The organism is Allonocardiopsis opalescens, assembly GCF_003002095.1.
GTDB classification, from domain to species: Bacteria; Actinomycetota; Actinomycetes; order Streptosporangiales; family Streptosporangiaceae; genus Allonocardiopsis; species Allonocardiopsis opalescens.
On record NZ_PVZC01000011.1, the window covers coordinates 18238 to 43656 of the forward strand.

General features: G+C 72.6%; 23 protein-coding genes and 1 pseudogene. 10 read left to right on the forward strand and 14 right to left on the reverse strand.

Annotated features, from left to right (window positions below; translation table 11 throughout):
• Positions 1-662 precede the first annotated feature (662 nt).
• Positions 663-1877: a helix-turn-helix domain-containing protein gene (locus tag CLV72_RS29440; RefSeq protein WP_106253116.1), complete on the reverse strand. Its 1215-nt coding sequence runs from the start codon at positions 1875-1877 to the stop codon at positions 663-665.
• A gap of 101 nt (positions 1878-1978) precedes the next feature.
• Here CLV72_RS29440 and CLV72_RS29445 point away from each other — a divergent pair, with 101 nt between their 5' ends.
• Entirely contained in the window at positions 1979-2686 is a 708-nt protein-coding gene (locus CLV72_RS29445) for an HAD family hydrolase (protein WP_106253119.1), read from the forward strand.
• Between the two features lie 53 nt (positions 2687-2739).
• A complete protein-coding gene (locus CLV72_RS29450; RefSeq protein ID WP_342755699.1) occupies positions 2740-3252 on the forward strand; it encodes a flavoprotein in 513 nt (170 codons plus the stop codon).
• A gap of 66 nt (positions 3253-3318) precedes the next feature.
• On the opposite strand, the gene CLV72_RS31935 is transcribed toward CLV72_RS29450, so the two are convergent.
• The 3 genes from CLV72_RS31935 to CLV72_RS29460 all read right to left on the reverse strand — a co-directional run bounded on the left by CLV72_RS31935 (position 3319) and on the right by CLV72_RS29460 (position 7027).
• The gene (locus CLV72_RS31935) at positions 3319-3735 is read right to left on the reverse strand and encodes a hypothetical protein (protein ID WP_146159618.1); all 417 of its coding nucleotides are present in this window, start codon (positions 3733-3735) and stop codon (positions 3319-3321) included.
• Between the two features lie 777 nt (positions 3736-4512).
• Positions 4513-5679, reverse strand: coding sequence for a DUF418 domain-containing protein (locus CLV72_RS29455; RefSeq protein WP_106253125.1), 1167 nt, complete (start codon positions 5677-5679; stop codon positions 4513-4515).
• Positions 5680-5857: 178 nt separating this feature from the next.
• On the reverse strand, positions 5858-7027 hold the full coding sequence (locus tag CLV72_RS29460; RefSeq protein ID WP_170141166.1) for an MFS transporter: 1170 nt from the start codon (positions 7025-7027) through the stop codon (positions 5858-5860).
• 86 nt (positions 7028-7113) lie between these two features.
• Between CLV72_RS29460 and CLV72_RS29465 the strand changes: the two genes are divergently transcribed.
• A complete protein-coding gene (locus CLV72_RS29465) occupies positions 7114-7698 on the forward strand; it encodes a TetR/AcrR family transcriptional regulator (protein WP_106253130.1) in 585 nt (194 codons plus the stop codon).
• Positions 7699-8663: 965 nt separating this feature from the next.
• Here the strand turns inward: CLV72_RS29465 and CLV72_RS29470 are convergent.
• Complete coding sequence (locus tag CLV72_RS29470) at positions 8664-9146, reverse strand: nitroreductase family deazaflavin-dependent oxidoreductase (protein ID WP_106253133.1); 483 nt, start codon at positions 9144-9146, stop codon at positions 8664-8666.
• A gap of 217 nt (positions 9147-9363) precedes the next feature.
• On the opposite strand from CLV72_RS29470, the gene CLV72_RS29475 reads away from it, so the two are divergent.
• Positions 9364-9897, forward strand: coding sequence for a GNAT family N-acetyltransferase (locus tag CLV72_RS29475; RefSeq protein ID WP_106253216.1), 534 nt, complete (start codon positions 9364-9366; stop codon positions 9895-9897).
• Positions 9898-9908: 11 nt separating this feature from the next.
• Here the strand turns inward: CLV72_RS29475 and CLV72_RS29480 are convergent, their stop codons facing one another.
• Positions 9909-10520 carry a LysE family translocator gene (locus CLV72_RS29480; protein ID WP_106253219.1) on the reverse strand — a complete coding sequence of 204 codons (612 nt, stop codon included), beginning with the start codon at positions 10518-10520 and terminating at the stop codon, positions 9909-9911.
• Positions 10521-11069: 549 nt separating this feature from the next.
• On the reverse strand, positions 11070-11345 hold the full coding sequence (locus tag CLV72_RS29485; protein ID WP_146159619.1) for a hypothetical protein: 276 nt from the start codon (positions 11343-11345) through the stop codon (positions 11070-11072).
• A 357-nt stretch (positions 11346-11702) separates the two neighbouring features.
• Between CLV72_RS29485 and CLV72_RS29490 the strand changes: the two genes are divergently transcribed.
• The 4 genes from CLV72_RS29490 (at position 11703) to CLV72_RS29505 (ending at position 15161) form a co-directional block, all read left to right on the forward strand.
• The gene (locus tag CLV72_RS29490; RefSeq protein WP_106253222.1) at positions 11703-12062 is read left to right on the forward strand and encodes a hypothetical protein; all 360 of its coding nucleotides are present in this window, start codon (positions 11703-11705) and stop codon (positions 12060-12062) included.
• A 20-nt stretch (positions 12063-12082) separates the two neighbouring features.
• Positions 12083-12628 (forward strand): gamma-glutamylcyclotransferase family protein, encoded by a 546-nt coding sequence (locus tag CLV72_RS29495; protein ID WP_245930520.1) that lies wholly within the window; start codon positions 12083-12085, stop codon positions 12626-12628.
• A 344-nt stretch (positions 12629-12972) separates the two neighbouring features.
• Complete coding sequence (locus tag CLV72_RS29500; RefSeq protein ID WP_106253139.1) at positions 12973-13632, forward strand: DedA family protein; 660 nt, start codon at positions 12973-12975, stop codon at positions 13630-13632.
• On the forward strand, positions 13629-15161 hold the full coding sequence (locus CLV72_RS29505) for a nitrilase-related carbon-nitrogen hydrolase (protein WP_106253142.1): 1533 nt from the start codon (positions 13629-13631) through the stop codon (positions 15159-15161). The genes CLV72_RS29500 and CLV72_RS29505 overlap by 4 nt, the downstream gene beginning before the upstream one ends.
• 496 nt (positions 15162-15657) lie before the next feature.
• Here CLV72_RS29505 and CLV72_RS29510 read toward each other — a convergent pair whose 3' ends face one another.
• Together CLV72_RS29510 and CLV72_RS29515 are read right to left on the reverse strand one after the other, a co-directional pair.
• Complete coding sequence (locus tag CLV72_RS29510; protein WP_170141168.1) at positions 15658-16302, reverse strand: response regulator transcription factor; 645 nt, start codon at positions 16300-16302, stop codon at positions 15658-15660.
• 64 nt (positions 16303-16366) lie between these two features.
• Entirely contained in the window at positions 16367-17569 is a 1203-nt protein-coding gene (locus CLV72_RS29515) for a sensor histidine kinase (RefSeq protein WP_245930521.1), read from the reverse strand.
• 111 nt (positions 17570-17680) lie between these two features.
• On the opposite strand from CLV72_RS29515, the pseudogene soxR reads away from it, so the two are divergent.
• Positions 17681-18133 (forward strand): annotated as a pseudogene (soxR, locus tag CLV72_RS29520) (redox-sensitive transcriptional activator SoxR); the annotation flags it as partial.
• Between the two features lie 159 nt (positions 18134-18292).
• Here soxR and CLV72_RS29525 read toward each other — a convergent pair.
• Positions 18293-18586, reverse strand: coding sequence for a helix-turn-helix domain-containing protein (locus CLV72_RS29525; RefSeq protein WP_106253144.1), 294 nt, complete (start codon positions 18584-18586; stop codon positions 18293-18295).
• 64 nt (positions 18587-18650) lie between these two features.
• On the opposite strand from CLV72_RS29525, the gene map reads away from it, so the two are divergent.
• Positions 18651-19433: a type I methionyl aminopeptidase gene (gene map, locus CLV72_RS29530; protein WP_106253146.1), complete on the forward strand. Its 783-nt coding sequence runs from the start codon at positions 18651-18653 to the stop codon at positions 19431-19433.
• Positions 19434-19457: 24 nt separating this feature from the next.
• Here map and CLV72_RS29535 read toward each other — a convergent pair whose 3' ends face one another.
• The 4 genes from CLV72_RS29535 to CLV72_RS29550 all read right to left on the reverse strand — a co-directional run bounded on the left by CLV72_RS29535 (position 19458) and on the right by CLV72_RS29550 (position 25404).
• The gene (locus CLV72_RS29535; protein ID WP_106253149.1) at positions 19458-20480 is read right to left on the reverse strand and encodes a phage baseplate protein; all 1023 of its coding nucleotides are present in this window, start codon (positions 20478-20480) and stop codon (positions 19458-19460) included.
• Positions 20481-20628: 148 nt separating this feature from the next.
• Positions 20629-21195 carry an HD domain-containing protein gene (locus tag CLV72_RS29540; protein ID WP_211303166.1) on the reverse strand — a complete coding sequence of 189 codons (567 nt, stop codon included), beginning with the start codon at positions 21193-21195 and terminating at the stop codon, positions 20629-20631.
• A 64-nt stretch (positions 21196-21259) separates the two neighbouring features.
• Positions 21260-24793: a DNA polymerase III subunit alpha gene (gene dnaE, locus CLV72_RS29545; protein ID WP_106253154.1), complete on the reverse strand. Its 3534-nt coding sequence runs from the start codon at positions 24791-24793 to the stop codon at positions 21260-21262.
• A gap of 14 nt (positions 24794-24807) precedes the next feature.
• Positions 24808-25404, reverse strand: coding sequence for a TetR/AcrR family transcriptional regulator (locus CLV72_RS29550; protein WP_211303167.1), 597 nt, complete (start codon positions 25402-25404; stop codon positions 24808-24810).
• Between the last annotated feature and the right edge of the window lie 15 nt (positions 25405-25419).

A 25419-nucleotide genomic window follows, 5' to 3' on the forward strand; every position in this document is an offset into this window, starting at 1 on the left:
ACCGCGCCAGACCCGCGATGATCCGCTCGCCGAGTTCGTCACCCACGGGCATCGCCACCTCGGCCACCGGCCGCACCTTCTCCACCGGCCGACGCCGAGGCAACCGCGCCTCCAACACCGCCGACAGCTCCGCAGGGCTGTCCGCACACACCCAACCGCCCCGCGGTCCCCGACCCGCACCGACCGCCCACACCCGGCCCGTCACCGAACTACGCCACACCCGCCAACCCGGAAACGCCGCCCGGACCGCCACCAACTCACCCGAACCACCAGCACGACCCGCAGCCGACCCGACCGCACAACCCATGACACACCTCCGCCCTACTCGACCCGCCCGAACCCGCGACGACCCGCTTCCGGCGCCTCCACCGATCGCCATCACGCCGCAGCCCGCCCGGTCCCCCGACACGCCCAGCACTCATCACGACGCGACGTCGGAACACCCGCCATCCCAGGAAGCTGCACAACGACACCCCGCCGCTGATGCACCGTCTTCCAACCACGGCCACGACAGTTGCGGCAGGGGTTCGGCGTGGTGGGTTTCTCGGAGTGCTGCACGGAACGACGTCCTCTCGTAGCTGCGTCATCACGGGACACGCAGGCTACGGCGGCACGAAGCGTGCAACCCGAACTCTCAGTTCGGGTGAGCCGATAGTCCGGATCTACTCGAACAGCCCAATCCGGTTCGCAAGTGCCCGAACCTGTCGCGCATACGACGGTCGCGCCCGCTTCACCAGGCCGCGCACGAGGTCACGGGCCAACAGGTTGTACTTGAGGTCTTCCGGGCCTGTCTCTTCGGCGTTCAGCAGATGAACGAAGACGCCGGAGTCGTTGCGCCGTTGCTCGTAGCACCTGGCGACTTCCAAGGAGAAGGTCGTCTGCCGCTCGATCGACGCGGCCGATGTGGCATCGACGTCATCGGCAAGCCGGAGAGCCTCCGACGCCTCTCCGGTCTCCATTTCAATGCTTACGGCGTGGAGCTGCACGTTGGTGGGACCGAAGACGGTCCACATGACGTTGCCCTCTCCGACCTTCCGCGCAGCGGGTAGCGCGCGTTCGCGGAGATGGTCACGCGCCGCCCAATGGTCGCCGTTCCGGACCGAGGCGACGGCACTTGTGAGCCAGAGGGCACCTTGCATGGCGAGGCTTTCCCGGCTCTCCCCTGCCGTGCGCTTCAGATCCTCGATCGCACGAACAGCGGTTTCCTCAGCGCCATCAGGCGCGTTCTCATCATCTTGAGCCAGTAGGACGTGCGCGAGGTTCCACCGTGCCCCAGCGACCCTGATCGGGTCATCCGCTTCCTGAGCGGCCATGAGTCCGCGATCGGCGACCAACAAGGAGAGATCGACGCGCCCGATCCGCTTAGTGAACGTACGCAGCAAAAAGTACAGATCTGCTGCGATGCGAGACGCCTCACGACGTTGGTCAGCGGCTGCGCTCGAATCCCGTACTGCCGCCTGCACGTCCATGACAAGGTCGGGAAGAAGGGCCGACGACTCCGTATACCGATTCGGAGAGGACTGCCAAATCTGCCACGCGCTGTTGACTCGGTTCCGTAGTGACTCCAAGTCCACCGTTCCTGAACTTCCCTGACCACCACCCAGGATCAATGCCCGATTGATCGCCGAGGAGACCGGATGCGTCTCGCCGTCCTGTCGAATCGGCGACTCTCCCAGCAGCGAGGCCATCGGAACGTTCAAAATCCGCGCGAATTTATGCAACAGATTGATCGTCGGCGACTTCAAACCGCGCTCGATCTGCGAAAGATAGTCCTCGCTGACACCGGCAAGACCGGCGACCACAGCTTGCGTCTTCCTCTGACCGGTCCGGTAGAACTTGATGCGCTCTCCGACGGGAATCTCAGGCGTAGAACTCATCTCGCCGCTTCCTTGCTGATCATGATCCGACCGACAGGGCAAGGCCAAGCCAGTGCACCGAGCCGGGACACAGCCGACGCCGACTAGGGCACACTAGCCGCATGAGCAAGCTCCAACTGGTGCTGTGGGACATAGACCACACACTCATTGAGACCGGGGGCGTCGGCCGGGAGGTCTTCGGCGCCGCCTTCCAGGCCGCCACCGGTATACCCATGCGCGACATGGTCCACGCCAGCGGCCACACTGAGCCGCAGCTCTTCAGCGAGACGCTAGAGATGCACGGCATCGAGGAGCAGCCCCACCACTTCGAGACCTTCGCCCGCGTACAGGCCGAGGAGTACCACCGCCATGCCGGGGCGCTCCGATCCAGAGGACGCGTTCTACCCGGCGCCGCTTCCGCACTACGGCAATTGGCAGAACATCCGACAATCGTGCAGTCGGTATTGACCGGAAACACGCGTGCCGCCGCCATAGCAAAGCTACAAGCATTCGGAATCGCCGATGCTCTGGATCTTGACATCGGCGCCTATGGGGACGACAACACCGATCGCGCTGAACTGGTACGCATAGCCCAAGATCGGGCAGCAAGCAAACATAACGTCGAATTCGACCGCGAAAGTACCGTGCTAGTCGGCGACACAGTCCGCGATGTAGCCGCTGGACACGATGGAGGAGCACGAGTCATCGCAGTGACATCGGGATCGACCTCAGCAGACGAACTTCGTGAGGCAAACCCGGAAATTGTCGTTCCTGATCTGTCGGACGTAGTGGACACGCTAGTCAAGGACCACGACATTCGGCAGTCTTAAGCCAAGAAATCCAAGGAATCTGGGTGCCCAAACGGAGAACTCTTTACATTGTCGTGTGCGCAGCGGGCCCCGCAAGGCAAGTCAGTAGTTTGGTGGAACAAGCGCAACTGCGCGGATTTGATGTTCAAGTAATTGCAACACCAGCCGCTACAGACTTCATCGACATTGCAGCTCTAGAGGAACAGACCGGAAGACGTGTACGTAGCCGTCACCGAAGTCCGGGACAACCTAGGTCACCCAAGGCTGACGCCGCCATCATCGCCCCGGCAAGCGCCAACACGATCAATAAGCTCGCCAACGGGATAGCAGATAACTACGCACTCGACGTACTAACCGAGTTGATCGGCATGGGCGTCCCAGTGGTTATTCTCCCGTTCGTTAACACCGCACTAGTCAATCGCCATCCATTCGATAGAAGCGTAAATACGCTTCGCCGGGAAGGTGTGACCGTACTGATTGAAACCGAAGCCTTCAGACCCCATGAACCTGGAACAGGACAAGGGAAGCAGGACGAATTTCCATGGGAACTAGCACTCGAATCGGTGACGACCGAAAAGGAAGGTTGAATTACACATCAGCGTGACAGCCTAGATCAATCAATTCTATTTGACCACAGGCAGCCCCAGTGGGGTCTATTTCTTTTCTTTCTTTTTTACTCGCTCCTTTATTGTAAAACTGTCCAACACTCCATACGTTGCCACTAGGGCCACAAAGGCGCAAGCCACACCTAGAAGCCAACTCCACCAAACCCCTTGCCCAAAGAGGAAGATCGAAGAATATCCAAATGCAACCGCGAGGATAATAGCAAAAACTCCGAGGCCCACCTCTCTACTTCCGGTCTCCTCCCGAGCCCGGAGCCTCGCAGCCTGCCATTCGACATGCTGCATTATAGATGCACGCGCGTCGCTATTCTCAGGCAACTCCTTCAATAGCTCGATATCGTGCCGCAGGTTTCTGCGTATTCTGCTTTGACCGAGCAGCATAGGCACGATTGCCGCAATTCCAGGTATCAGCGCCGATAGCAATGCAGCAATGCTTGACACATTCACGGCCATATATTACACAGCCAGAAAGGGCGAAGTTGCCGAATCCGGCTGTACTGGATCAAGCGCGACGGCGCTCCGCGCCGTCGCGGCCGCCCGCTCGGCGGGCTGCGGGCTGGCGCCCGGTCCCGCCGAGCGAGCGGGTGGCGACGTAGGCCGTGGCGCTTGATCAGTTGCCGATATACGGACGCGTGGCGGAGCTGCGCCGCGTATGCCGGGCGTTGCGGTCTGGCCCATGGATCAGCTGATGGCGTTCCCCCTGGGGGCCTTGCCGGCCCCCAGGCCCCCGGCTGCCCAGGACGACCCGTCTCGGCATTGGTCCCTGTCCCCGGTTCTCGCCGTAGCCGAGCCGGGCCGCCCTGGTTCTGGGCGTCGGTGAGGTGGCGGCAGGAGGAGAAGCGCGCCCAATGGCGCGTGTGACGATGCTTTCGGCGTGCCCCACACGTGCCCCACGGGGCGGGTGATCATGGGGAAATGCGGGGAATCACGGGGTGATCGTTAGTGTCGCCACAGGTCAGCGTGTTGGCTGGTCACCGAGTTTCGCGGGGATCGACTTCCCAAGCTGATAACGCGGGTTCGATTCCCGCCATCCGCTCTCACGACGAAGCCAGGTCAGACGGTGGTTACTGGCGACCTGGGCCTTGTCATTTGGCGGCGGGAACGGGGCCGTGTGCCAGTTCCGTGGCACACCGCGGCATGCGGGGATGCGTGGTCCGGGGCAGTGCGCTTGACCTCCTTCGTCGGTGCCAGCCACGTGCACGGATCGACGCGCTTCGCCGATGGTCAGCGCGACGGGCTGCGCCCGTAGGTGAGGCGGCGGAGGATGGATTCCGTGGGGCCGCGGTTGCCGGTGCGGCGCATCCAGTCGGCCAGGGCGACCGAGAGGAGCCAGGTGGCGATGGCTATGCCGTAGGTGGCGGCGATGCCCATGTCGGCGCTCAGGTCGAGGGTGAAGGGGTAGAAGAGGGCGACGAAGACGACGGACTGGAACAGGTAGAAGGTCAGTGAGCGCTGGCCGAGGGCGGCCAGGGCGGTGGTGACGGGGCCGGGGCGGCGGGCGAGGGGGATGGCGGCCAGGCCGATGGCGGCGGCGATGGCGATGCCGCCGGCGTTGCCGGCGAGGGTGTGGGCGGTCATCGCGGCCCAGGCGAGCGGGGTGGAGTCGGTGGTCCACAGGCCGGTGTGCAGCAGGGTGGCGGGCAGGCGGCCGGTGAGGGAGGCCGCGATGCCGATGACGGCGACGCGGCGCAGCAGCGCGGTGTGGCGTTCGGGCTCGTCCAGGTAGCGGCGGCGGGCGGCCCAGATGCCGAACAGCATGCCCGGGACGACCGCGACGACGGAGACCAGGGTGTCCAACGGCCAGGGCGCGGCGTTGGTGACGACGTGGGTCAGGTAGTCGTCGGCCATGAACTCCGCGAGGGTCATCGGGGTGCCGTCCGCGGCGAGGGTCAGGGCCACCATGCCCTGCCAGGCGACCATGAGGGTGGCGGGCACCAGGGTCAGCGCGGCCGTCCACATCAGCACCGCGTCGCGGGTCCGTACCAGTGCCGCGAACAGCAGCAGGGTGGCGCCGTAGGCGGCGATGATGTCCAGCGTCACGAGCAGTGCCGCGTGCAGGAAGCCGATGACCAGGAGCCACCAGCCCCGGCGCCGCAGCAGTCTGCGCACGTCGGTCCAGTCGCCGCCGCGTGACAGGTGCCGTTCGGCCAGCTGGCCGAGGCCGTAGCCGAAGAGCAGGACGAAGAGGGTGCGGGCCTGGTTGTCGGCGAGCAGGTGCTTGCAGAACTCGGCCGCGGCGTTGAGGGCGGCCGGGCCCCGGTCGAAGTCGGCGATGAACGCCGGGGCGTGCGCGATGGCGATGGCCAGCAGCATGAAACCGCGTGCCAGGTCGGGCGCGAGGGATCTCTTGGTGGCGTCCGTGGACGCATACGAGGCAGCAGCCACATTCATGGTGCCAGTATGACACATATTGACGTCATTAAGACGTCAAAACGGCTCCGTGACGTCAGATGTGCTCGTCCCCGGGGCGCCGCCCGCCGTCCCGGCGCGGTGTGAGCGGGCGACCGGCGACTGCTCACCACCGCGCGGCCGCGGCACCGCCCGGGTACGGGCGGGCCCGAGGCGGCGGTCATCCCCGCGCCGGGGCGGCGCGTGCGGCGAGGGTGAGCAGGGCGCCGGCGGCCAGTGCCGCGGCGGACGCCGTCGCGGTGGCGGGCAGGGAGGCGGCCGCCGCCGTCACCAGCAGCGGGGACAGGGCGGCGCCCAGGAAGAGCCAGAAGGTGTAGAGGGCGGTGACGGTGCCGCGCAGCTCGGGCGCGTGGCCGCTCAGGGTCTCGATCATGGCGGGCGCGGCGACGGACACCGCGGCGGCGATGGCGAACAGGCAGACGGTGACGGCGGTGCGGCCGTCCGCGGGCCCGGCCAGTGCGGCGCAGGCTCCGGCCGCGACGGCGAAGGCGCCCACGAGGCGGACCCGGGCCGGGATCCTGCCCAGTACCGGCGTCGCGAACGCGGCCCAGACCAGGGCGGGCAGCGCGCTGGCGCGCATCGCGGTGAGCTCGTGGGCCGGGAAGGAGCCGGAGGCGCCGGCCGCCGTGTAGAGCGCGATGAAGGGGCCGAGTACCGCCGAGGTCGCCACCAGGAGCAGCAGGACGGGGCCGCGCCGCAGCAGGGTCCACAGGGCGGCGAGCGGCCGGGCGCCACCGGAGCCGGGTGCGGGAGCCGGGAGCACGACGGCCGCGGCCGCGGCCGCGACGGCCAGCAGCGCGGCGGCGCTGAGGCCGAAGAACCAGCGCCAGGAGGCGTGGTCCACGGCGAGCTGCGCCAGCAGCTGGCCGATCACCGCTGAGGCGAGGAAAGAGCTGGTCAGGATGGTCACCGCGGCCACGCGCCGCGGCGGGGCCAGCCGTGTGCCGAGGTAGGCGAAGGCGGCGGGCGCGAAGGCTGCCGCCGCCAGCCCCTGGCCGACGCGGGCGGCGATCAGCCAGCCGAAGGAGGCGGCCGAGGCAGCCAGGGCCGTCATCGCGGCGAGGCCGAGCAGTCCGGCCAGCATGGTCCGGCGCGGACCGAAGCGGTCGACCGCGGGCCCCCACAGGATGAATCCGGCCGCGTAGGCCACGCCGAAGGCGCTCTGCAGCAGGCCGACGGCGGCGGTATCGACGTGGAGGTCGGCGCTGATCTGGGCGAACAGTGCGATGGAGCCGTAGAGCTGGGAGAGCAGCACGACCGACGCGACGGCCGTGAAGGCGGCGGTGGACGCGAAGGGGGCGGTGCGGGGAGGAGTGGGTGTCTCGGTCACGCGGCGACCGTACAACCAACTGGATGGTTGGAGCAACCAACCGGATGGTTGCATCCAGGTGTCCCGCGCCCCTAGACTTCGGCGGCATGGCCGACACCACCGCGACCAGACGCGCCCTGCTCGACGCCGGGCGCGCCGAGTTCGTCCGCCACGGGCTCGCGGGCGGGCGCACCGACCGGATCGCGGCGCTGTCGGGCGTCAACAAACAGCGGATCTACGCCTACTTCGGCAGCAAGGAGGGCCTGTTCACCGCCGTCATCACCGACGCGCTGAACGACCTGCTCGAGGTCGTGCCGCTGCCGGAGGACGCCGGGAGCGCGGGCGAACTGGCCTCCCGGTACGTCGAGGCCGTGAGCGGCTACCACCGCGCCCACCCCGACCTGCTGCGCCTGCTCCAGTGGGAGGCCCTCGAACTGCCGCCCGAGCACGGCCGCACCGCCGAACGGGCCGCCAAGTACCGCGGCAAGGTCGACGGGCTCGCCCGGCGGCTCGGCATCCCCCCGGACCAGGCCGCCCCGCTCCTGTTCGGCCTGGTCGGGCTGGCGGCCTGGCCGCACGCCGTCCCCCAGCTCGCCGCCCTGGTCTTCGGCGAGGACGCCGCCACCGCCAGCGGGCGCGCGAGCGCCTGGGCGAAGGAGGCCGCCGCGGCGATCGTGCCCGAGCGGCCGTGACGGGACCGGCGCAGCGGGGACAACCGGGGTGCGGTCTCGGCGCCGTGCGCGCCCGCCGTGCCGGCGGACGGCGAGGGTGCCGGCTGTTCGGTCCGAAGTCGCGTCGAGCCGGGTGTGGGCAGATGCTGTCGGATTTCGTCACAGCGTGCTCGCGGACGCTACCGGGGGCGCGTCGGCCCGAGTGCGTGGACCGGTGGACGTGGTCCGTGGCGGCGCCGTGACGCGGCCGTTTCACGGGCAGGCGGCGCTCGGGCGACGCGAGCGGCGCCCGGCGGCGGCCGACGTCGGCGAGGCGCGCGGAGTTCGACCGCGCTGGTCCGGTCGGGAAGTCCTTCGGGGTCGACGGAAGGGGTGGGGGCCGTTCCGTCTGACCTGGCCTTGCTTCGTTCGCGTTCCGGGAACGTCGCGGCGAGCCGCATTGAGGCGGCTGCTCTCGGATTTCGCCACGATGCGCGCTCGCGCACGCTGCCTTGGGGGCGGCCCCGGTGGGCGGCCGGTGGACGCCGACCGGTTCTGAAGTGCTTCGAGGGTCGACGCCGGAGTCAGGGGTGTCTTCCGGCTCACCTGACCTCTTTCCGTTCGCGGGAACGTCGCGTCGGGCCGGGCGCAGCCGGATGCTCTCGGATTTCGCCGCGGCGAGCTCGCGGACGCCGCCTCGGGGGCGTCGGCCTTGGTGAGCGGACCGGTGGACAGCGACCGTGGCGGCACCGGGACGCGGCTTGTTTCGCGGGCAGGCCGTGCTCGGGCGACGCGAGCGGCGTACGGCACGGCGCCGGCTGGCCGGGGCCGCCGCCCGGGCGGCCGACATCGGCGACGCGCGCCGGAATTCGACCTCGGTGGTCCGGTCCCCGATGTCCTCCGGGGGTCGACGGCGGAGGCAGAGGCCGTCCCGCCTCCCGTCCAGGCCGGCGCCGGGCTCATGTCCCCGGCGCGCGGCGCCTTGCCCGGTGGGTGGGGTCCGACGCTCAGTTCCCCGCCGGCGCCGGGGCTGCCGCCGGTCCGGCCGGCTGCTCGGGTTCGAGTACGAAGACCGGGATCACGCGGTCGGTCTTCTCCTGGTATTCGGCGTACGGCGGATAAGCGGCGACCGCGCGCCGCCACCACTGGGCCTTCTCGTCGCCGGTGAGTTCGCGGGCCGTCAGGGCCTGGCGTTCGGGGCCGTCCTGGAGCTCCACCCGCGGGTCGGCCTTGAGGTTGTAGTACCAGACCGGGTGGTGCGGGTAGCCGCCCTTCGAGGCCACGGCCGCGTAGCGTCCCTCGTGCTCCACGCGCATCAGCGGAACCTTGCGGATCCGGCCGCTCTTAGCGCCGCGCATCGTGACGATGACGACCGGCAGGCCGGTGTCCCAGAGCGTTGTGCCCTGGGTGCCGCCCGAACTCTCGTACAGCTCGACCTGTTCACGCACCCACTGCGCCGGACTCGGGCCGTATTCGCCGTCGAGAGGCATCGCGTTCACTCCATTGCCGTGGACGGATTGTGTCGGGCCAGTCCAGCACAGGCCGTGCGCGGAAGGGAGACCGCCGTCCCGCTCCGCCTTCTCCTGAGCGGCCTGCCTTGCCTCGGTCGCAGAACCGAGTCCCGGTCGGGCACGCGCGCAGATGGTGCGGGTGCGCACGTGGAAAACCGGTCGCGCCGCGGCGGGGGCTCGTGTTCGGGTGGGCGGCATGGCCGAACTCCGTACCGACCGACTCGTCCTGCGCCGCTGGCGTGACTCCGACCTCGGACCGTGGGCGGCGATGAACGCCGATCCGCTGGTGCGGGAGCATCTGGGCGAAGTGCTGACCCGTGAGCAGAGCGACGCCTCCGTGGCGCGGTTCGAGGCGGACTTCGAGCGGCGCGGATACGGGTGGTGGGCGGTCGAGGTGCGGGACACGGGGGCGTTCGTCGGCTTCGCGGGCCTGGACCGGGTGGAGGACCACATGCCCTTCGCCGGGGTGGAGATCGGCTGGCGGCTCGCCCGCGCGGCCTGGGGCCGCGGCTACGCCACCGAGGCCGCGCGGGCCGTCCTGGCCTACGGCTTCGGCACGCTCGGGCTCGCCGAGATCCTCGCCGTGACGACGGCCGCCAATGCGCGCTCGCAGGCGGTGATGCGCCGGATCGGCATGCGTCCGGCCGGCTCCTTCGACGATCCGGCCGCGCCCGAGGGGCCGCTGCGTCCGAACGTGCTGTACCGCATCGCCCGTGGCGAGTGGGGCTGACCGGCGCGGGTTCAGCGGTTGGTGAAGGCCAGCTGCACGCCGAGGGCGGCGAAGGCGCCGGCGAAGGAGCGGCGCATCCAGGTGACGATCTTCGGGCGGCTGATGACGTGGGTGCGGATGGCGGCGGCGAAGGCGCCGTAGGCGATGAACACGACGAAGGTGAGCAGCATGAACACCGCGCTGAGCTGCGCCATCTGCTGGAAGGCGCTGGTCTCGCCGGGGCTGACGAACTGCGGGAGGAAGGCGAAGAAGAAGATCGTCAGCTTCGGGTTGAGGATGTTCACCAGGATGCCGGAGGTGATCACCCGCAGCGCGGACGAGGGGGCGCCGTCCTGCTCGACGGTGAGGGCGCCCTTGTCGCGCAGGGTGGTCCACGCCATGTACAGCAGGTAGGCGACGCCCAGGTACTTGATGACCTGGAAGGCGAGCGCGCTGGTGTGCAGCAGCGCGGCCAGGCCGGTGATGGCGGCCACCATGTGCGGGATGATCCCGAGCGTGCAGCCGATCGAGGCGACCACACTCGCTCGCGCACCGCGCGACAGCCCGGCCGACATGGTGTAGAGCACGCCCGTGCCCGGGGTGGCGACCACGATGAGCGATGTCAGCAGGAACTCGATGCTCACGGCGGGCCTCCCGGCGTCGGTCTCGATCGGTGCGCGCGGCATGGGGTCCGTCCGCCGTGCGACACGCACACTACTCCGGTGCGCTGACATCGCCGTAGCGGGTTTTCGGTCGGTGCGGGCGGGGGCGGGCTGAGGGCCGCGGGACGCCTCGCGCAAGCCCCTTCCCCAGGCTGTGGACAATCGGCGCCCCGGGGCGCCGATTGTCCACAGCGGCGTGACGGGCCCTTTCGGCGCCTTGGGAACGGCGGGAGAATGGTGTGCAAGGGGTCTCCCCCTACGTCGGGCGCCGACGGCGGTAGGGGTGGTGTGCCGCTCATGCGGGGCGGCGTGCGGAGCACGGCGGGGCCGTGGTGCTCGCTGATGGGGCGTTGGGTGGTGGGGCCTCAGGTGGTGGCATGCGTGCGTCGGGTGCGGCGTGCGCGGCCGCACGGACGGATCGACGGGTAGCGGCTCTTGGCCCCGATCTATCGATATGGCTATTCAGCCGTACCCAGGTGAACGATCCGTTATCCGTCCGCCGATCGTCCGGTCCGATCAGGCGTCAGCCCCCTACTCGACGACCTCCGCGACGCTGACGAGGAAGTAGCCGCCGAGGATGGCGCTCTGGACGATGACGGTGTAGGAGTCCTCGTCGTGGCGGAGTACCGTGCGTTGGTCGGCGCCGCGGGGGCGGGCGGGTACGTGGCCGCGGGCCAGGTGGAGGGCGGCCGCGCGGGCCTCGGCGCGGGTGGGGTAGCCGTCGCGGGCCTCCGCCGCGATGTGGCGGTGGCGGTAGCGTCCGATGCTCTCGTCGATCACGACGGTCCAGCGCGCCTGACCACTCACGATGCCTCCATGTTCGTTGCCCCGTCGACCGCTGGCGACACGGCGGTGAGACCCCGGGACGCGGCGGCCGGGTTCCGGCCGCTTCCGGCACGGGCCGGGGACGGCCGGACGGGCGCGGGGAGGTTTAGGCCGCTCGGGCGGGGCCCGGGACCAGGGCCGGGGTGGTGCCAGGGGCGGGCGCGTGGCCAGTGCAGGGCTGGACCGAGGCCGAGACCGGGGCGGCGCGGAGCGGGGTTGGGCCCGGTGCAAGAGGCCGGGCCGCGCGGGACTGGGTTCGGGGCCCGGTGCCGGAGGCGGGACCCGGCCGGTGCAGGGGCGGCCCGCGGCGGTGCGGGCGGGATGGCGCATGCTGTGGGCATGGACGCGGACGATGCCAGAGCGGTGCTGCTGCGGGAGTTCGGTGCCGAGGACGGGAGCTTCCTGATCCGGCTGCGCGCGGACCTGGCCTGGGACCGGGCCGCCTTCACCCGGCTGGAGCGGGCGATGCGGGCCGTCTGCGCGGACAGCGCCGGGGACGAGCTGCTGGACCGCCGACTCGCCGAGGGCTTCTACCACCTGGCGACGTGGGTGGGGCCGTGGACCTCGCATCCGGACTTCCCCCGTCCGTCCCCCGCGGAGTACTACGACGCCTGCCTGGAGCGGCTGGGCGACCTGGCCGACTGGTACTTCCGCGGCGAGCACGCCTATGTCGAGCCCCACACCTGGCCCGAGCTCTGAGAACTCACCCGGAGGTACCCGTGTCGCAAGCCCCCTCGCCCGACCGGCCGGCCGCCCGTCCCGACACCCTGTTCGCCTACGGCACGCTGCGCTTCCCGGCGGTGCTGCGGGCGCTGCTGGACCGGGTGCCCGCGCACGAGCCCGCGCGGGTGGCCGGGTGGCGGGCGCTGGCGCTGCCCGGACGCGTCTACCCGGTGCTGGCGGCGGGCGGCGGTACGGCCGAGGGGCTGCTGCTGCACGGGCTCACTCCGCCCGAGTGGCGGGTGGTCGACGCCTTCGAGGACGCCGACCTCTACGACCTGCGCCGCCTCACCACGACCGACGGACGGCACGGCTGGTGCTACGTGTCGCTGCCCGGGGTGGTGGCCGGGCCCGAGGCGTGGTCGGCCGAGCGCTTCGCAGCCGTCCACCTGCCCGGCTACGTCGAGCACTGCGCCCAGTGGCGCGGTGCGTTCGAGCGGGGGACGCGGCCTGAGGCCGCCGCGCGGACCGCCGGTGGCGGCCGCGCCGGCCGGCGGCCGGACGGGGGCCGTCCGGCCCCGTCGACGCCTCCGGCGCCGTCGTAGGGGGAGCCCCCTTGCACACCATTCTTCCTGGTGCCGGGCGTCGGGGAAAGCCCGGCCCTGTGGGCTGTGGATCGACCGGGCGTCGGGCGGGCGTCGTCCACAGCTTGGGGACACGGGCTCGCGTCCGGGGGCGGTTTGGCCGCGCGCCGGGTGCGCCGACGCGCCGCCCTACGGTCCACCGCACCCCCTGGGCTGCGGGAAGGCGGTGGAGGCCGATGGTTTCCCGCATGGTGGGGCGGGTGTGCGCTCCGTAGCGTTCGGGCATGCTCTCAGAAATCGGACAGGATCTCGCGCACGCTTCGCACGGGCCGGCGGCGGTCGCGGCGCCCGGCTCGGGTGGACTGATGGACGGCCTGGTGGACAGGGTCGTCGGGCTGATGGAGACGCTGGGCGGGCCCGGTGCGGCGCTGGCGATCGCCCTGGAGAACATCTTCCCGCCGATCCCCAGCGAGGTGATCCTGCCGCTGGCCGGGTTCACCGCCAGCCAGGGCGAGATGAGCCTGTTCGGCGCGATCGCCTGGACCACGGTGGGCTCGGTGGTGGGTGCGATGGCGCTGTACGGGATCGGGGCGCTGCTGGGGCGGGAGCGCACCCGGGCGCTGGCGGCGCGGATCCCGCTGGTGAAGCTGAGCGACATCGACCGGACCGAGGCGTGGTTCGCCCGGCACGGGGTGAAGGCGGTGTTCTTCGGCCGGATGGTGCCGATCTTCCGCAGTTTCATCTCGGTTCCGGCCGGGGTCGAGCGGATGCCGATCCCGGTCTTCCTGCTCTACACCGCGCTCGGCAGCCTGATCTGGAACACCGTGTTCGTCATGGCCGGATACCTGCTCGGCGAGAACTGGCACCTCGTGGAGGAGTACGCCGGGCTGTTCTCCCGCGGCGTGCTGGTGGCCGCGGCCCTGGCCGTCGCCTGGTTCGCGGTGTCGCGGCTGCTGGCGGCCGGACGGGAGCGGCGGCGCCCCGCGCACCGTGAGACGCGCCGCGGGTCCGGGGCGGACGCGTGAGCCGCCGGTACCTGTGGCTGCTCGCCGGGACGGCCGTCTCGCTGCTGGCGGTGCAGGGGCGCTGGGACGTGCCGGCGGCCGCATGGGTGTACCCGGCGCTGCTGCTGGTGTTCAGCCGGGGCGCCGCAGCGGTGCCCGGAACGCTCGGGATCTGGGCGTCGTCGACGGCCGCCATGGCCTTCTGGCTGGTCAACGCGGAGCAGTCGAACCCTCTGGTGCTCGCCCTCGCCGTGCCGCTCGGCTCGGCGCAGGCCGTCCCGTACCTGGTCGACCGGCTCGTCGCGCCCCGCCTGGCGGACCGCCCGCGCACCGCCTGGGCGGTCACCCTGGTGTTCCCGCTGGCCAAGGTCGCGGTGGAGTTCGCGATCGCGTCGGCCACCCCGTTCGGGGTGCTCTACGGCGTGCTCGGCGCCACCCAGTCGGGCAATCTGCCGCTGATCCAGGTGGCGTCGGTGACCGGTGTGTACGGGGTGAGCTTCCTGGTGGCCTGGGCGGCGTCCGTCGCGGCGCTGGTCTGGGCGCGGCGCGGCGCGGGGCCGGGCCCGCGGCGGACCGCCGCCGTGTGCGCGGCGGTGCTGCTCGCGGTCCTCGCCGCCGGGGGCGCCCGCCTGGCGCTGCTGCCGTCGACGGGGCCGACGGTGCGGGTGGCCGGGGTGAGCGCGTCCCGCGCCGCCTGGGAGGAGATGGCCGGCGGGCTGGCGGCCTTCGGCTCCGTGCCGGAGATGGCGGCGGCGGGACCGGAGCGGATGCGCGCGGTCTTCGGCCCGGTCAACGACGACCTGATCGCGTCGACCGAGCGGGAGGCCGCGGCCGGGGCGCGCCTGGTCGTCTGGGCGGAGTCGGCCGGGCTGACCATGGGCGACGACGCCGGGCACCTGCTGGACCGGGTCCGGGAGGTGGCGCGGCGGCACGGCGTGTACGTGCAGTCGGCGCTGACCGTGTACACGGGCGCCGAGCCGTACGTGCGCAACCAGACCGTGCTGGTCGGGCCGGACGGTGCGGTGGAGTGGACCTACGACAAGGCGCACCCGGTGCCGGTCCTGGAGCCGTACCGGGCGGGCGACGGGGTGGTTCCGGTGCACGACGGCCCGTTCGGGCGGCTGTCCGGGATCATCTGCTACGACGCGGACTTCCCTGACCTGTCGCGGCAGGCGGGGGCCCAGGGCGTGGACGTGATGCTGGTGTCGGCCAACACCTGGGCGGGCATCGCCGAGCTGCACGCGCGGGGCGCGCTGTTCCGGTCGGTGGAGAACGGCTTCGCCATGGTCCGCCAGGCCAACCGGGGCGTGTCGGTGAGCTACGACCCGCTCGGCCGCACTCTGGCGCGGGTCGACTACTTCCGCACCGACCGGCAGACGATGGTGGCCGAGGTGCCCACGCGCGGAGTGCGGACCGTGTACGGGGCGGTGGGCGACGTCTTCGCCTGGCTGTGCGTGGCGGCGACCGCCGCGCTGGCCGCGGCCGCCGCCCGCCGCCGCGGCGCGGCGCCCTCGGCGGCCGCCCCCGAGCGGATCGGCGCCTGCGGGTAGCCCGTCGCGGTGCCCGGCGCCCCGGCGGCGCTCCCCCCGGGGGCGCCGCCGGGGCGGGGGCGGGAGAAGGGGCCGGTGGTCCGGTACCCGGCACCGGACGGACGCGCCATCCGGATCCACCGCCCTGTGGACAAGGCGCCGGCCGCCCGGCCGCCCGTCCACAGATCCCACCGCCCGCCTCGTCCCAGCCCGTCGACACGGAAGAATGGAAACCGGGGGGTCCCCCGACCCGACGGCCGACTTCGGGGCGTCCCGGCCGTGGGAGCCCTGCTCACCGCCTGTGCACGGCGCCTCGGCCGCCCGGCCGCCGGTCTCACCCCCGGCCGGCAGGCGCGTACCGCACCGGTCGGACCGGCGGGCCGGGCGGACCCGTCCCGCTGGGGAGCCGCCGCGCGCCCTTCCGGTCCGGACCCGGGACGTCCCCCAACCGTCGCGGGTCCGGACCGGCCGGCTCGCGCGGGCGCGCCGTCCGGGCCGCCCTGCCGGACCGGCGGGCTCAGGACCCCAGGTAGCGCAGAACCGCGAGCACCCGGCGGCTGTAGCCGGTCGTGTGGCTGAGGCCGAGTTTGTCGAAGACGGCGTTGGCGTGCTTCTCCACGGCGCTCTGCGAGATGTGCAGCTGGGCGGCGATGGAGGCGTTGGTCTGGCCCTGCGCCATGTGGTCGAGCACCTCGCGCTCGCGCGGGGTGAGCCGGGCCAGCGGGTCGGTGTGGGTGGTGCGGGCCAGCAGGCGCCTGACGACCTCGGGGTCGAAGGCGGCGCCCCCCGCGGCGACGCGCTCCAGGGCGTCCAGGAACTCCTCGACCCGCACGACGCGGTCCTTGAGCAGGTAGCCGACGCCGTCGGCGGGGCCGGTGAGCAGTTCGGTGGCGTAGCGCTTCTCCACGTACTGCGAGAGCACGAGCACGCCCACGTCCGGCCAGCGGCGGCGGATCTCCAGCGCGGCCCGCAGGCCCTCGTCGGTGTGGGTGGGCGGCATGCGCACGTCCACGACCGCCACGTCGGGGCGCTGCTCGGCGACGGCGGCCAGCAGGGCGCCGGCGTCGGCCACCGCGGCGGCCACTTCGTGGCCCTCGTCGGCGAGCAGCCGGGCGAGACCTTCGCGCAGCAGGGTGGAGTCGTCGGCCAGGATCACGCGCACGGAGTACTCCCATGGACGGCGGTCGCGCCGGCCGGTGCGGTCCGGCGCGGCCCGGGCGGGCCCGTCAGCACGGCAGCTCCGCGGTGACGGTGGTGGGGCCGCCGGGCGGGCTGTGCACGGCGAAGGCGCCGTCCACCGACGCCACCCGGCGGGCCAGCCCGGACAGGCCGCCGCCCGCGGGGTCGGCGCCGCCCACCCCGTCGTCGCCGACCCGGACGGCGACGCGGCCGTCCCGCTGGGTGACGTGCACGGTGACGAGGGCGGCCGAGGCGTGCTTGGCGGCGTTGGTGACGGCCTCGCTGACCACGAAGTAGGCGACGGTGTCGATCCGGTTGGCCGGGCGGTCGGGCACGTCGGAGTGGATCCGCACCGGGACGGACGCGCGCTCGGCCAGTGCCTCCAGGGCGGCGTTCAGCCCGCCGTGGTCGAGCGCGGCCGGGAAGACGCGCCAGGACACCTCCTTGAGCTCGCGCAGGGCGCGCTCGGACTCCTCCAGGGCGCGCCGGTAGAGCGCGTCGGCGCGCTCGGGGTCGGGGCTGCGGCGGGCGCGGCCGAGCAGCATGCCGAGTGCGACGAGCCGCTGCTGGACGCCGTCGTGCAGGTCGCGCTCGATCCGGCGCCGCTCGTCGGTGAGGTCGTCCACCACGTCGGCGCGGCTGGTGGCCAGCTCGGCGACCCGGCGTTCGAGGAGTTCGCGCGGGTCGGGGCCGAGGAAGCGCCGGGCGAGCCGCCGCTCCAGCGCGACCACTCCGGCGATGCCCTGGAGCACGAGGTAGGCCAGCACGACGCCGACGGCGGCGAAGTAGCCGACGATCGCCGGGCTGGGGGCGATGCCGTCGGCCCGGTGCCCGGACAGCCACAGCGCCAGGACGCCCAGGCCGGTGCCGGCCCCCCACACCAGCAGGAACAGCACCGCGCCGCCGAGCAGCCCGACGGGGACGCGGGCGGCCAGGTACGCGCCCGCGCGGCCGCCCTCGGGGAGGGCGGCGGCACCGGGGTCGGCGTAGTAGTAGGCCAGCCTGCGCCGGTCCAGGTCGACGAGGGCGCCCGCCGCCGCCCGCAGTGCGCGCAGCACCGCGCGGTGCGGGCGCGGCCAGGCGGCGGTGAGCAGCAGCGGCACCGCCCCGGCCGGCAGCAGCACCGCTCCGGCGAGCGCGCTGAGCAGGCCGAGCGCCAGTCCGGCCGGCCAGAGCAGGCGGCTGAGCGCCCGGCGCCGGAACGCGCGGCGGTCCGCCGCCTGTCCGGGCGGCCTGGCTGCTGGGGGCACCCCGCCACTCTAGGGACGGCTCCGCCCCGGCGCCATGCGGAAAGCCGCAGGTCCGGGCACACCCCGGCAAATGGACCTGAATATTAGTTGAGGTCTTGCTAGGCTGTGGACATGCCGCAACTTCCCGAGTCCGTCCACGAGCTGTCCGTCGGCCAGCTCGCCGCCCGCAGCGGCGTCGCCGTGTCGGCGCTGCACTTCTACGAGGCCAAGGGCCTGATCAGCAGCCGCCGCACCGCCGGCAACCAGCGGCGCTACGCCCGCGACACCCTGCGCCGGGTCGCTTTCATCCGCGCCTCGCAGCGGGTGGGCATCCCGCTCGCCGCGATCCACGACGCCCTCGACCGGCTGCCCGACGGCCGCACCCCCACCCGGGGCGACTGGATGCGGCTGTCGGAGGCGTGGCGGGCCGAACTCGACGACCGCATCGAGCAGCTGCGCCGGCTCCGCGACGACCTGACCGACTGCATCGGCTGCGGCTGCCTGTCGCTGGGCCACTGCAAGCTGTCCAACCCGCACGACCACCTCGGCATCGGCGGCGCGGGCGCACTGCTGCTCGTCCCGCCGCGCTCGACGGCGCCGGCGGGCAACACCGCGAGCACCGCCACCATCACCGCCGAGCCGCAGGCGGCCGAGGAGCAGTGCGTCCCCTGCCCCGAGGGGCCGGTGGCCGACTGCCCGGACTGCGAGGCGGGCGAACCGCACTGACCGGGCCGGGCCGGGGGCTCAGCCGCTCGCGTGCGCCGCGCCGGGCCGCGCGGATCCGGCCTCGGCCTCCGGCCGGTTGATCTCGGCCCACACCTCGTCCAGCGAGAGACCGAGCACCTCGGCGATGGCCGCGATGGTCGGGAAGGCGGGGGTGGCCACCCGGCCGGACTCGATCTTGCGGAGGGTCTCGGGTGAGACGCGGGCGTCGAGCGCGGTCTCCAGCAGCGAGCGCGCCCCCCTGGCCCGGCGGAGGAGGGCGCCCAGGCGCTGTCCGCGTTCGACCTCGGCGGGAGTGAGCGGCAACCTGACCATGGCTCGGATTCTAGTACCGGGATAATATGACCGGGATAGTTATTGGAAGCAAGGAAGGCGCCGCATGATCGAGATCCTGAACCCCACCGAGCTCGCCCGGGCGAAGGACACCGGCGCCCTGGTCGCCGACATCCTGCACACGCTGAAGGGGCGCAGCGCGGTCGGCACGAACCTGCTGGACATCGACCGGTGGGCCCGGGCCATGATCATCGAGGCCGGGGCGCTGTCCTGCTACGTCGACTACGAGCCGTCCTTCGGGCGCGGCCCCTTCGGCCACTACATCTGCACCGCCGTCAACGACGCCGTGCTGCACGGGCGGCCCTACGACTACACGCTCGCCGACGGCGACCTGCTGACCCTCGACCTCGCCGTCTCCAGAGGCGGGGTCGCCGCGGACGCCGCCATCAGCTTCATCGTCGGCGAGGCGAGGCCCCCGGAGAGCCTCGCGATGATCGAGGCGACCGAGCGCGCGCTCGCCGCGGGCATCGCCGCCGCCGGGCCGGGCGCCCGCGTCGGCGACATCTCCCACGCCATCGGCACCGTCCTCAGCGAAGCCGGGTACCCGATCAACACCGAGTTCGGCGGGCACGGCATCGGCTCGACGATGCACCAGGACCCGCACGTCGCCAACACCGGCCAGCCCGGCCGCGGCCACCGGCTGCGCCCCGGCCTGCTGCTGGCGCTGGAGCCCTGGGTGATGGCCGACACCGCCCGGCTGGTCACCGACGCCGACGGGTGGACGCTGCGGAGCGCGACCGGCTGCCGGACCGCGCACAGCGAGCACACCATCGCCATCACCCGCGACGGGGCCGAGATCCTCACCCTGCCGGAGCACGCGCGGACGTGAACCGGAGCCCGCCCGGCGGGCGGCTCAGACCAGCAGGTCCTTGTAGTAGACGCTGGCCAGCCGCGCGCCGGCCTCGCCGGAGGCGAAGCCCATGCACAGCCGGGCCCGGGAGCCGTCGAGCTGGACGGCCATGCCCTCGGGCTCGCGGAACGGCAGCGTGTAGCCGGCCCGGGTCAGCCGCCGGTCCACCACCGCGCCGCTGCCGAGGTCGACGCAGGTGACGTGGGTGTTGCCGGTCGGCTCGGCCGAGCCGGGGGTGCCGTAGGCGCTGCCCTCCAGCATGTACAGGTAGCGGCCGTGCACCGCGTAGCCCTGGAAGGGGTGCTCGGCGGCCACCGCCGGCGGCTGGGCCACGTCGGCCAGCGGGGTGTAGCGGCGGGCTCTGAGGTCGTCGAGCGCGTACACGGCGACCCGCGTCCGCCCCGACCGCCGGTAGCGCATGGCCAGCCGGCCGTGCGCCGGGTCGACGGCCGCCGTGGTGGCGGTGGCGCCGGGGACCGGTTCATGCTTCTCCAGGTCCGCCGCGGCCGGGGTCAGCACCTGGCCGTCGGTGAAGGGGAAGCGGGCCAGGGCGCGCCCCCACGCGTCGGTGCCGTCGCTGACGGCGTCGGTCTCGGTCCACAGGTAGCTGTCCGGGCCCACCGGTTCGGCGCCGATCTGCACGCCGTGCCCGAAGCCCTTCAGGTACATCCGGCCGGTGCGCTCGCCCGACAGGTCGAGCCGGGTGACGACCAGGTCGCCGCGGCGGGCGCGCTCGGCGCCGCTGACCGGGCCGGACTCCCCGGTCAGGGTCAGCCCGCCCTGCACCAGCTGGACGGTGAACAGCCGCCGGTTGGTGTTGTCGAAGGCCAGCGACTGGAGCACCGTGGCGTTGTGCAGCCGCCGCTCGCGCAGCAGCGCCGTGGACGGCGCCGTCAGGTCGAAGCGCGGGGAGTCGGGCACGCCGGCGGCGGCCGGCGCCGCGGGCGAGACGGCCGGCAGCGCGGCGGCCAGGCCGAGGGCGGCACCGGCGCGCAGCAGCTGCCGCCTGGTCGCTTCGATGGGCACGGGTCCCCTCCCGGGTCGCGGACGGCGCTCCCCCGGACGGTACCCCGCCGGATCGGCGCCGTCCCGCGCCGCGGGCGCACATGAGCGGACATTAATCCGCGAACCAGACCGAAGCTTGACCAAGGCGCCCCGGCCCGCCCGGCCCGGCTCAGCCGGCCACCGGATGGCGCGCCTGGTAGGCGAGGCGCGCGTCGGCGTGGCGGGCGATCGCGGTCAGCGCGTCGTCCAGGGCGGCGAAGACCTCCCACTCGGGCCGGCCGCTCGCGGCGGCGAGCACGCGCACCACCCGCAGCTCCAGCGACTCCACCCGGGCGCCCTTCCAGACCTTGTCGGCCAGGCTGACCAGCAGCTCCTCCAGGGTGGCGGCCTCGCGCTCCCAGTCGGCGTGCAGGGCGCAGAATCGGGCCAGCTCCGGCGGCACGCCGTACCCGGCCAGCAGCGCGGCGCCGGCCGGCTCGTGCCGGTGGCCGGAGACCGACAGCTCCTCGGGGTGCACGGTCTTGCCGATGTCGTGCACCGCGGCGCCGAACAGCACCGCGCCGGCGTCCACGGGCAGGCCGGGGTGCCGCTCGGCCAGCGCGTCGAGCACCTGCGCGGCGGTGTCGCACACCAGCCGGGAGTGGGCCAGCAGCCGCGGCGGGGCGCCGGCCCGCGCCAGCAGCCGCTGCGCCTCGGCCGGCAGCGGCCGCAGCCGCTCCTCGTCGAACGGGTCCATCGCCCCCCGCATCCGTTGATCGACGACCGCCCCCGACGCTACCCGCTCGCGGTCCCCGGGCCGGTCAGGGCACCCGGGTGACGGCGACGGCCGCCTTCAGCTCGGCCCAGAACTCCGGGCCGGCCGCGACCCGGAAGCCCAGCCGGTACACCGAGGTCTTGGCGGCGCCGCGCACCCACAGGTGCACCTCGGTGCCGCCGGGGTGGGCGAGCAGGATCTCCTTGAGCCGGCGGACCGCCTCCGGGGTGACCGCGGAGGCCGCGATGCCGAGCCGCACCGGCGCCTGCCCGCCGCCGGCCGGCAGTTCGGGCACGCTCAGCTCCGTCGCCACCAGCCTCGGTACGTCGTCGCGCCGGTCCAGCCGCCCCTTGACCAGCACGATCGCGTCGGGGACCAGCTGGGTGGCGGCCAGCTGGTAGGCGGCGGGGAAGAACAGGCACTCGATGGAGCCCTCCAGGTCCTCCACGGTGGCGATCGCCCAGGTGGCGCCCTTCCTGGTCACCTTGCGCTGGAGGGCGGAGACGATACCGCCGATGGTGACGGCGGCGCCGTCGGGCCGGTCGCCGCCGGTGAGCCGCCCGATGGCGGCGTCCGTCCGCTCGGCCAGCAGGTGCTCGACGCCGAGCAGCGGGTGGTCGGAGACGTAGAGGCCGAGCATCTCGCGCTCCTGCGCGAGCAGCCGGGACTTGTCCCACTCGTCGGCGGCGAAGTCCGCGTCCAGGCCCAGGCCGCCGGCCTCCTCGCGAGCCGCGCCGCCGCCGGAGCCGAAGAGGTCGAACTGCCCCTCGGCCTCCTTGCGCTTGAGCCGCACGGCGCTGTCGACCATCGCCTCGTAGCGCTCGGCGAGGCCCTTGCGGGTGTGGCCCAGCTCGTCGAAGGCGCCCGCCTTGATCAGCGACTCCACGGTGCGCTTGTTGCACACGACGGCGTCGGCCTTGGCCAGGAAGTCGGGGAAGGAGGCGTACTTGCCCAGCTCCTCGCGGCGGGCGACGATCGAGTCGACCACGTTGCGGCCGACATTGCGCACCGCGCCCAGGCCGAAGCGGACGGTGCCGGCGCCGCGGGCGGCGAAGTCGGCCGCGGACTCGTTCACGCTGGGCGGCTGCACGGTGATGCCCATCCGGCGGCACTCGCTGAGGTAGACCGCCGACTTGTCCTTGTCGTCGCGCACGGAGGTGAGCAGCGCGGCCATGTACTCGGCGGGGTGGTTGGCCTTCAGGTAGGCGGTCCAGTACGACACCAGCGCGTAGGCGGCGGCGTGCGCCTTGTTGTAGGCGTAGCCGGCGAAGGGCACCAGCACGTCCCACACGGCCTGGACCGCCTCGTCGGAGTAGCCGCGCTCCCGGCAGCCCTCGCGGAAGGGGACGAACTCCCGGTCCAGCACCTCCTTGCTCTTCTTGCCCATCGCCCGGCGCAGCAGGTCGGCCTGGCCCAGGGTGTAGCCGGCCAGCACCTGGGCGGCCTTCTGCACCTGCTCCTGGTAGACGACCAGGCCGTAGGTGAGGTCCAGCACCTCGCGCAGCGGCTCGGCCACCTCGGGGTGGATCGGGGCGGGCTCCTGCCGCCCGTTCTTGCGCAGCGCGTAGTTGGTGTGGGAGTCCATCGCCATCGGGCCCGGCCGGTACAGGGCGGTGACGGCGGTGATGTCCTCGAAGCGGTCCGGTTTCATCAGCCGCAGCAGCGAGCGCATCGCGGCGCCGTCGAACTGGAAGACGCCGAGGGTGGCGCCCCGGGAGAGCAGCTCGAAGGTGGCGGGGTCGTCCAGGGGGAGCCGCAGCAGCTCCAGGCCGGTGCCGGTGCCCTCCCGCACCATCCGGACGGCGTCGTCGATGACGGTCAGGTTGCGCAGGCCGAGGAAGTCCATCTTCAGCAGGCCCAGCGACTCGCAGCTGGGGTAGTCCCACTGGGTGATGGTGACGCCGTCGGCGTGCCGGACCCAGACCGGGACGTGGTCGGTGATCGGCTCGCTGGACATGATCACGCCGGCGGCGTGCACGCCCATCTGCCGGACCAGGCCCTCCACGCCGCGGGCGGTGTCGATGACGCGGCGCACGTCGGGCTCGCCCTCGTACAGGGCCCGCACCTCGCCGGCCTCGGCGTAGCGGGGGTGGGCGGGGTCGGTGATGCCGGCCAGCTCGATGCCCTTGCCGCCGACGTCGGCCGGCATCGCCTTGGTGATGCGGTCGCCCAGCGCGTAGGGGTAGCCGAGCACCCGGGCGGCGTCCTTGACGGCGTTCTTGGCCTTGATCGTGCCGTAGGTGCCGATCATGGCGACCTTGTCGGCGCCGTACTTCTCGGTGACGTAGCGGATCACCTCGAAGCGGCGGCGCTCGTCGAAGTCCACGTCGACGTCGGGCATGGAGACGCGCTCGGGGTTGAGGAAGCGTTCGAAGATGAGGCCGTGCTCGATCGGATCGAGGTCGGTGATGCCCAGCGCGTAGGCGACCAGCGAGCCGGCCGCCGAGCCGCGGCCGGGGCCCACCGCGATGCCCTGCCCCTTGGCCCACATGATGAAGTCGGCGACGACCAGGAAGTAGCCGGGGAAGCCCATCTGGATGATGACGTCCATCTCGTACTCGGCCTGCCGCAGCCGCCGCTCGTCCGGGCCGCCGGGGTAGCGGCGCTCCAGCCCCCGCGCCACCTCGGCGCGGAACCAGCTGGTCTCGGTGTGGCCCTCGGGGATGTCGAAGACGGGCATCAGGTCGCGCTTGGCGAACATGCCGGCGGTGTCGACCCGCTCGGCGACCAGCATGGTGTTGGCGCAGCCCTGCTGCCAGGCGTCGGAGGAGTCGGCCGCGTACATCTCGGCGGCGGACTTCAGGTGGTAGCCGGTGCCGTCGAAGCGGAAGCGGTCGGGGTCGTCGAGGGCGCGGCCGGTCTGGATGCACAGCAGCGCGTCGTGCGCGGCCGCCTCGTGCGCGTGGGTGTAGTGGGCGTCGTTGGTGACCAGCGGCGGGATGCCGAGCTTCGCGCCGATGCGCAGCAGGTCGTCGCGGACGCGGCGCTCGATCTCCAGGCCGTGGTCCATCAGCTCCAGGAAGTAGCCGTCGGCGCCGAAGATGTCGCGGTAGTCGGCGGCGGCCTTCAGCGCGGCGTCGAACTGGCCCAGCCGCAGCCGGGTCTGTACCTCGCCCGAGGGGCAGCCGGTGGAGGCGACCAGGCCCGCGGACCAGGTGGCCAGGCTCTCCTTGTCCATCCGCGGCCACTTGCGCAGCCAGCCTTCGGCGTAGGCGTCGGAGGAGAGCCGGAACAGGTTGTGCAGGCCGGTGGCGTCGGTGGCCCAGATGGTCTTGTGGGTGTAGCTGCCCGAGCCGGACACGTCGTCGCGCTTCTGGTGCGGCTGGCCCCACTGGTGCCGGCGCCGGTCGCGGCGCGACTCGGGCGCGACGTAGGCCTCGATGCCGATGACGGGGGTGATCCCGGCGCGGGCGGCGGAGTGGAAGAAGTCGTAGGCGCCGTGCAGGTTGCCGTGGTCGGTGATGGCGAGGTGGGTCATGCCCATGCCGGCGCAGGCGGCGAAGAGCTCGCCGAGGCGGGCGGCGCCGTCCAGCAGCGAGTACTGGGTGTGGACGTGCAGGTGGGTGAAGGGGCGGGTCACCGCGGGCTCCGGGCTCAGTCGGTGCCGCCGGCGCCGGCCTCGCCGTCCTCCAGGGCGGCGGCGATGGCGCGCAGGCCGGTGGCGACCTGGCGGGCGGAGGGCGCGCGGTCGGGGTCGACCAGCCACTGGAGGTTGAGCCCGGCGATCAGCGCCATGTGCACGGAGCCGACGGCGCGGGCCGCCTCGTCGTCGGCCCCGTCGCGGATGCCGTGCAGGGCCTCGGCCAGCTCCGGCCGGCCGCGCTCGTAGGCGTCGGCGATCTGCCTGCGCACCTCGGGCGAGTGCTCGGCCTGGGCGAGCGCCTCCAGGGTGGCCACCAGCATGGGGCGCTCCTCGACGGTGGAATTGACCGCGCCGTCCCACAGCCGCAGCAGCCGGTCGGCGGTGCTCTCGGCGCCGGCGGAGGCGGCGCCGATGGTGCGCTCGCCCCAGCCGTGCACCACCTGGAGCAGGGCGGCGTTGAGCAGCGCCTCCTTGGAGCCGTAGTGGTAGTTGATCGTGCCGACCGGCGCGCCGGCCGCGGCCGCGATATCGCGCGAGGTGGTGCGGCCGTAGCCGCGTTCGGCCAGGCAGCGCACTGCCGCGGCCATCAGCTCTTCCCGGTGTCCCATGGCCGGTACCGTACC

Excerpts from the sequence above, each read along its gene's own strand:
- CLV72_RS29440 (WP_106253116.1), bottom strand. The coding sequence starts at position 1,877 with ATGAGTTCTACGCCTGAGATTCCCGTCGGAGAGCGCATCAAGTTCTAC.
- CLV72_RS29445 (WP_106253119.1), top strand. The coding sequence starts at position 1,979 with ATGAGCAAGCTCCAACTGGTGCTGTGGGACATAGACCACACACTCATT.
- CLV72_RS29455 (WP_106253125.1), bottom strand. The coding sequence starts at position 5,679 with ATGAATGTGGCTGCTGCCTCGTATGCGTCCACGGACGCCACCAAGAGA.
- CLV72_RS29465 (WP_106253130.1), top strand. The coding sequence starts at position 7,114 with ATGGCCGACACCACCGCGACCAGACGCGCCCTGCTCGACGCCGGGCGC.
- CLV72_RS29470 (WP_106253133.1), bottom strand. The coding sequence starts at position 9,146 with ATGCCTCTCGACGGCGAATACGGCCCGAGTCCGGCGCAGTGGGTGCGT.
- CLV72_RS29475 (WP_106253216.1), top strand. The coding sequence starts at position 9,364 with ATGGCCGAACTCCGTACCGACCGACTCGTCCTGCGCCGCTGGCGTGAC.
- CLV72_RS29490 (WP_106253222.1), top strand. The coding sequence starts at position 11,703 with ATGGACGCGGACGATGCCAGAGCGGTGCTGCTGCGGGAGTTCGGTGCC.
- CLV72_RS29500 (WP_106253139.1), top strand. The coding sequence starts at position 12,973 with ATGGACGGCCTGGTGGACAGGGTCGTCGGGCTGATGGAGACGCTGGGC.
- CLV72_RS29525 (WP_106253144.1), bottom strand. The coding sequence starts at position 18,586 with ATGGTCAGGTTGCCGCTCACTCCCGCCGAGGTCGAACGCGGACAGCGC.
- map (WP_106253146.1), top strand. The coding sequence starts at position 18,651 with ATGATCGAGATCCTGAACCCCACCGAGCTCGCCCGGGCGAAGGACACC.
- CLV72_RS29540 (WP_211303166.1), bottom strand. The coding sequence starts at position 21,195 with ATGGACCCGTTCGACGAGGAGCGGCTGCGGCCGCTGCCGGCCGAGGCG.
- CLV72_RS29550 (WP_211303167.1), bottom strand. The coding sequence starts at position 25,404 with ATGGGACACCGGGAAGAGCTGATGGCCGCGGCAGTGCGCTGCCTGGCC.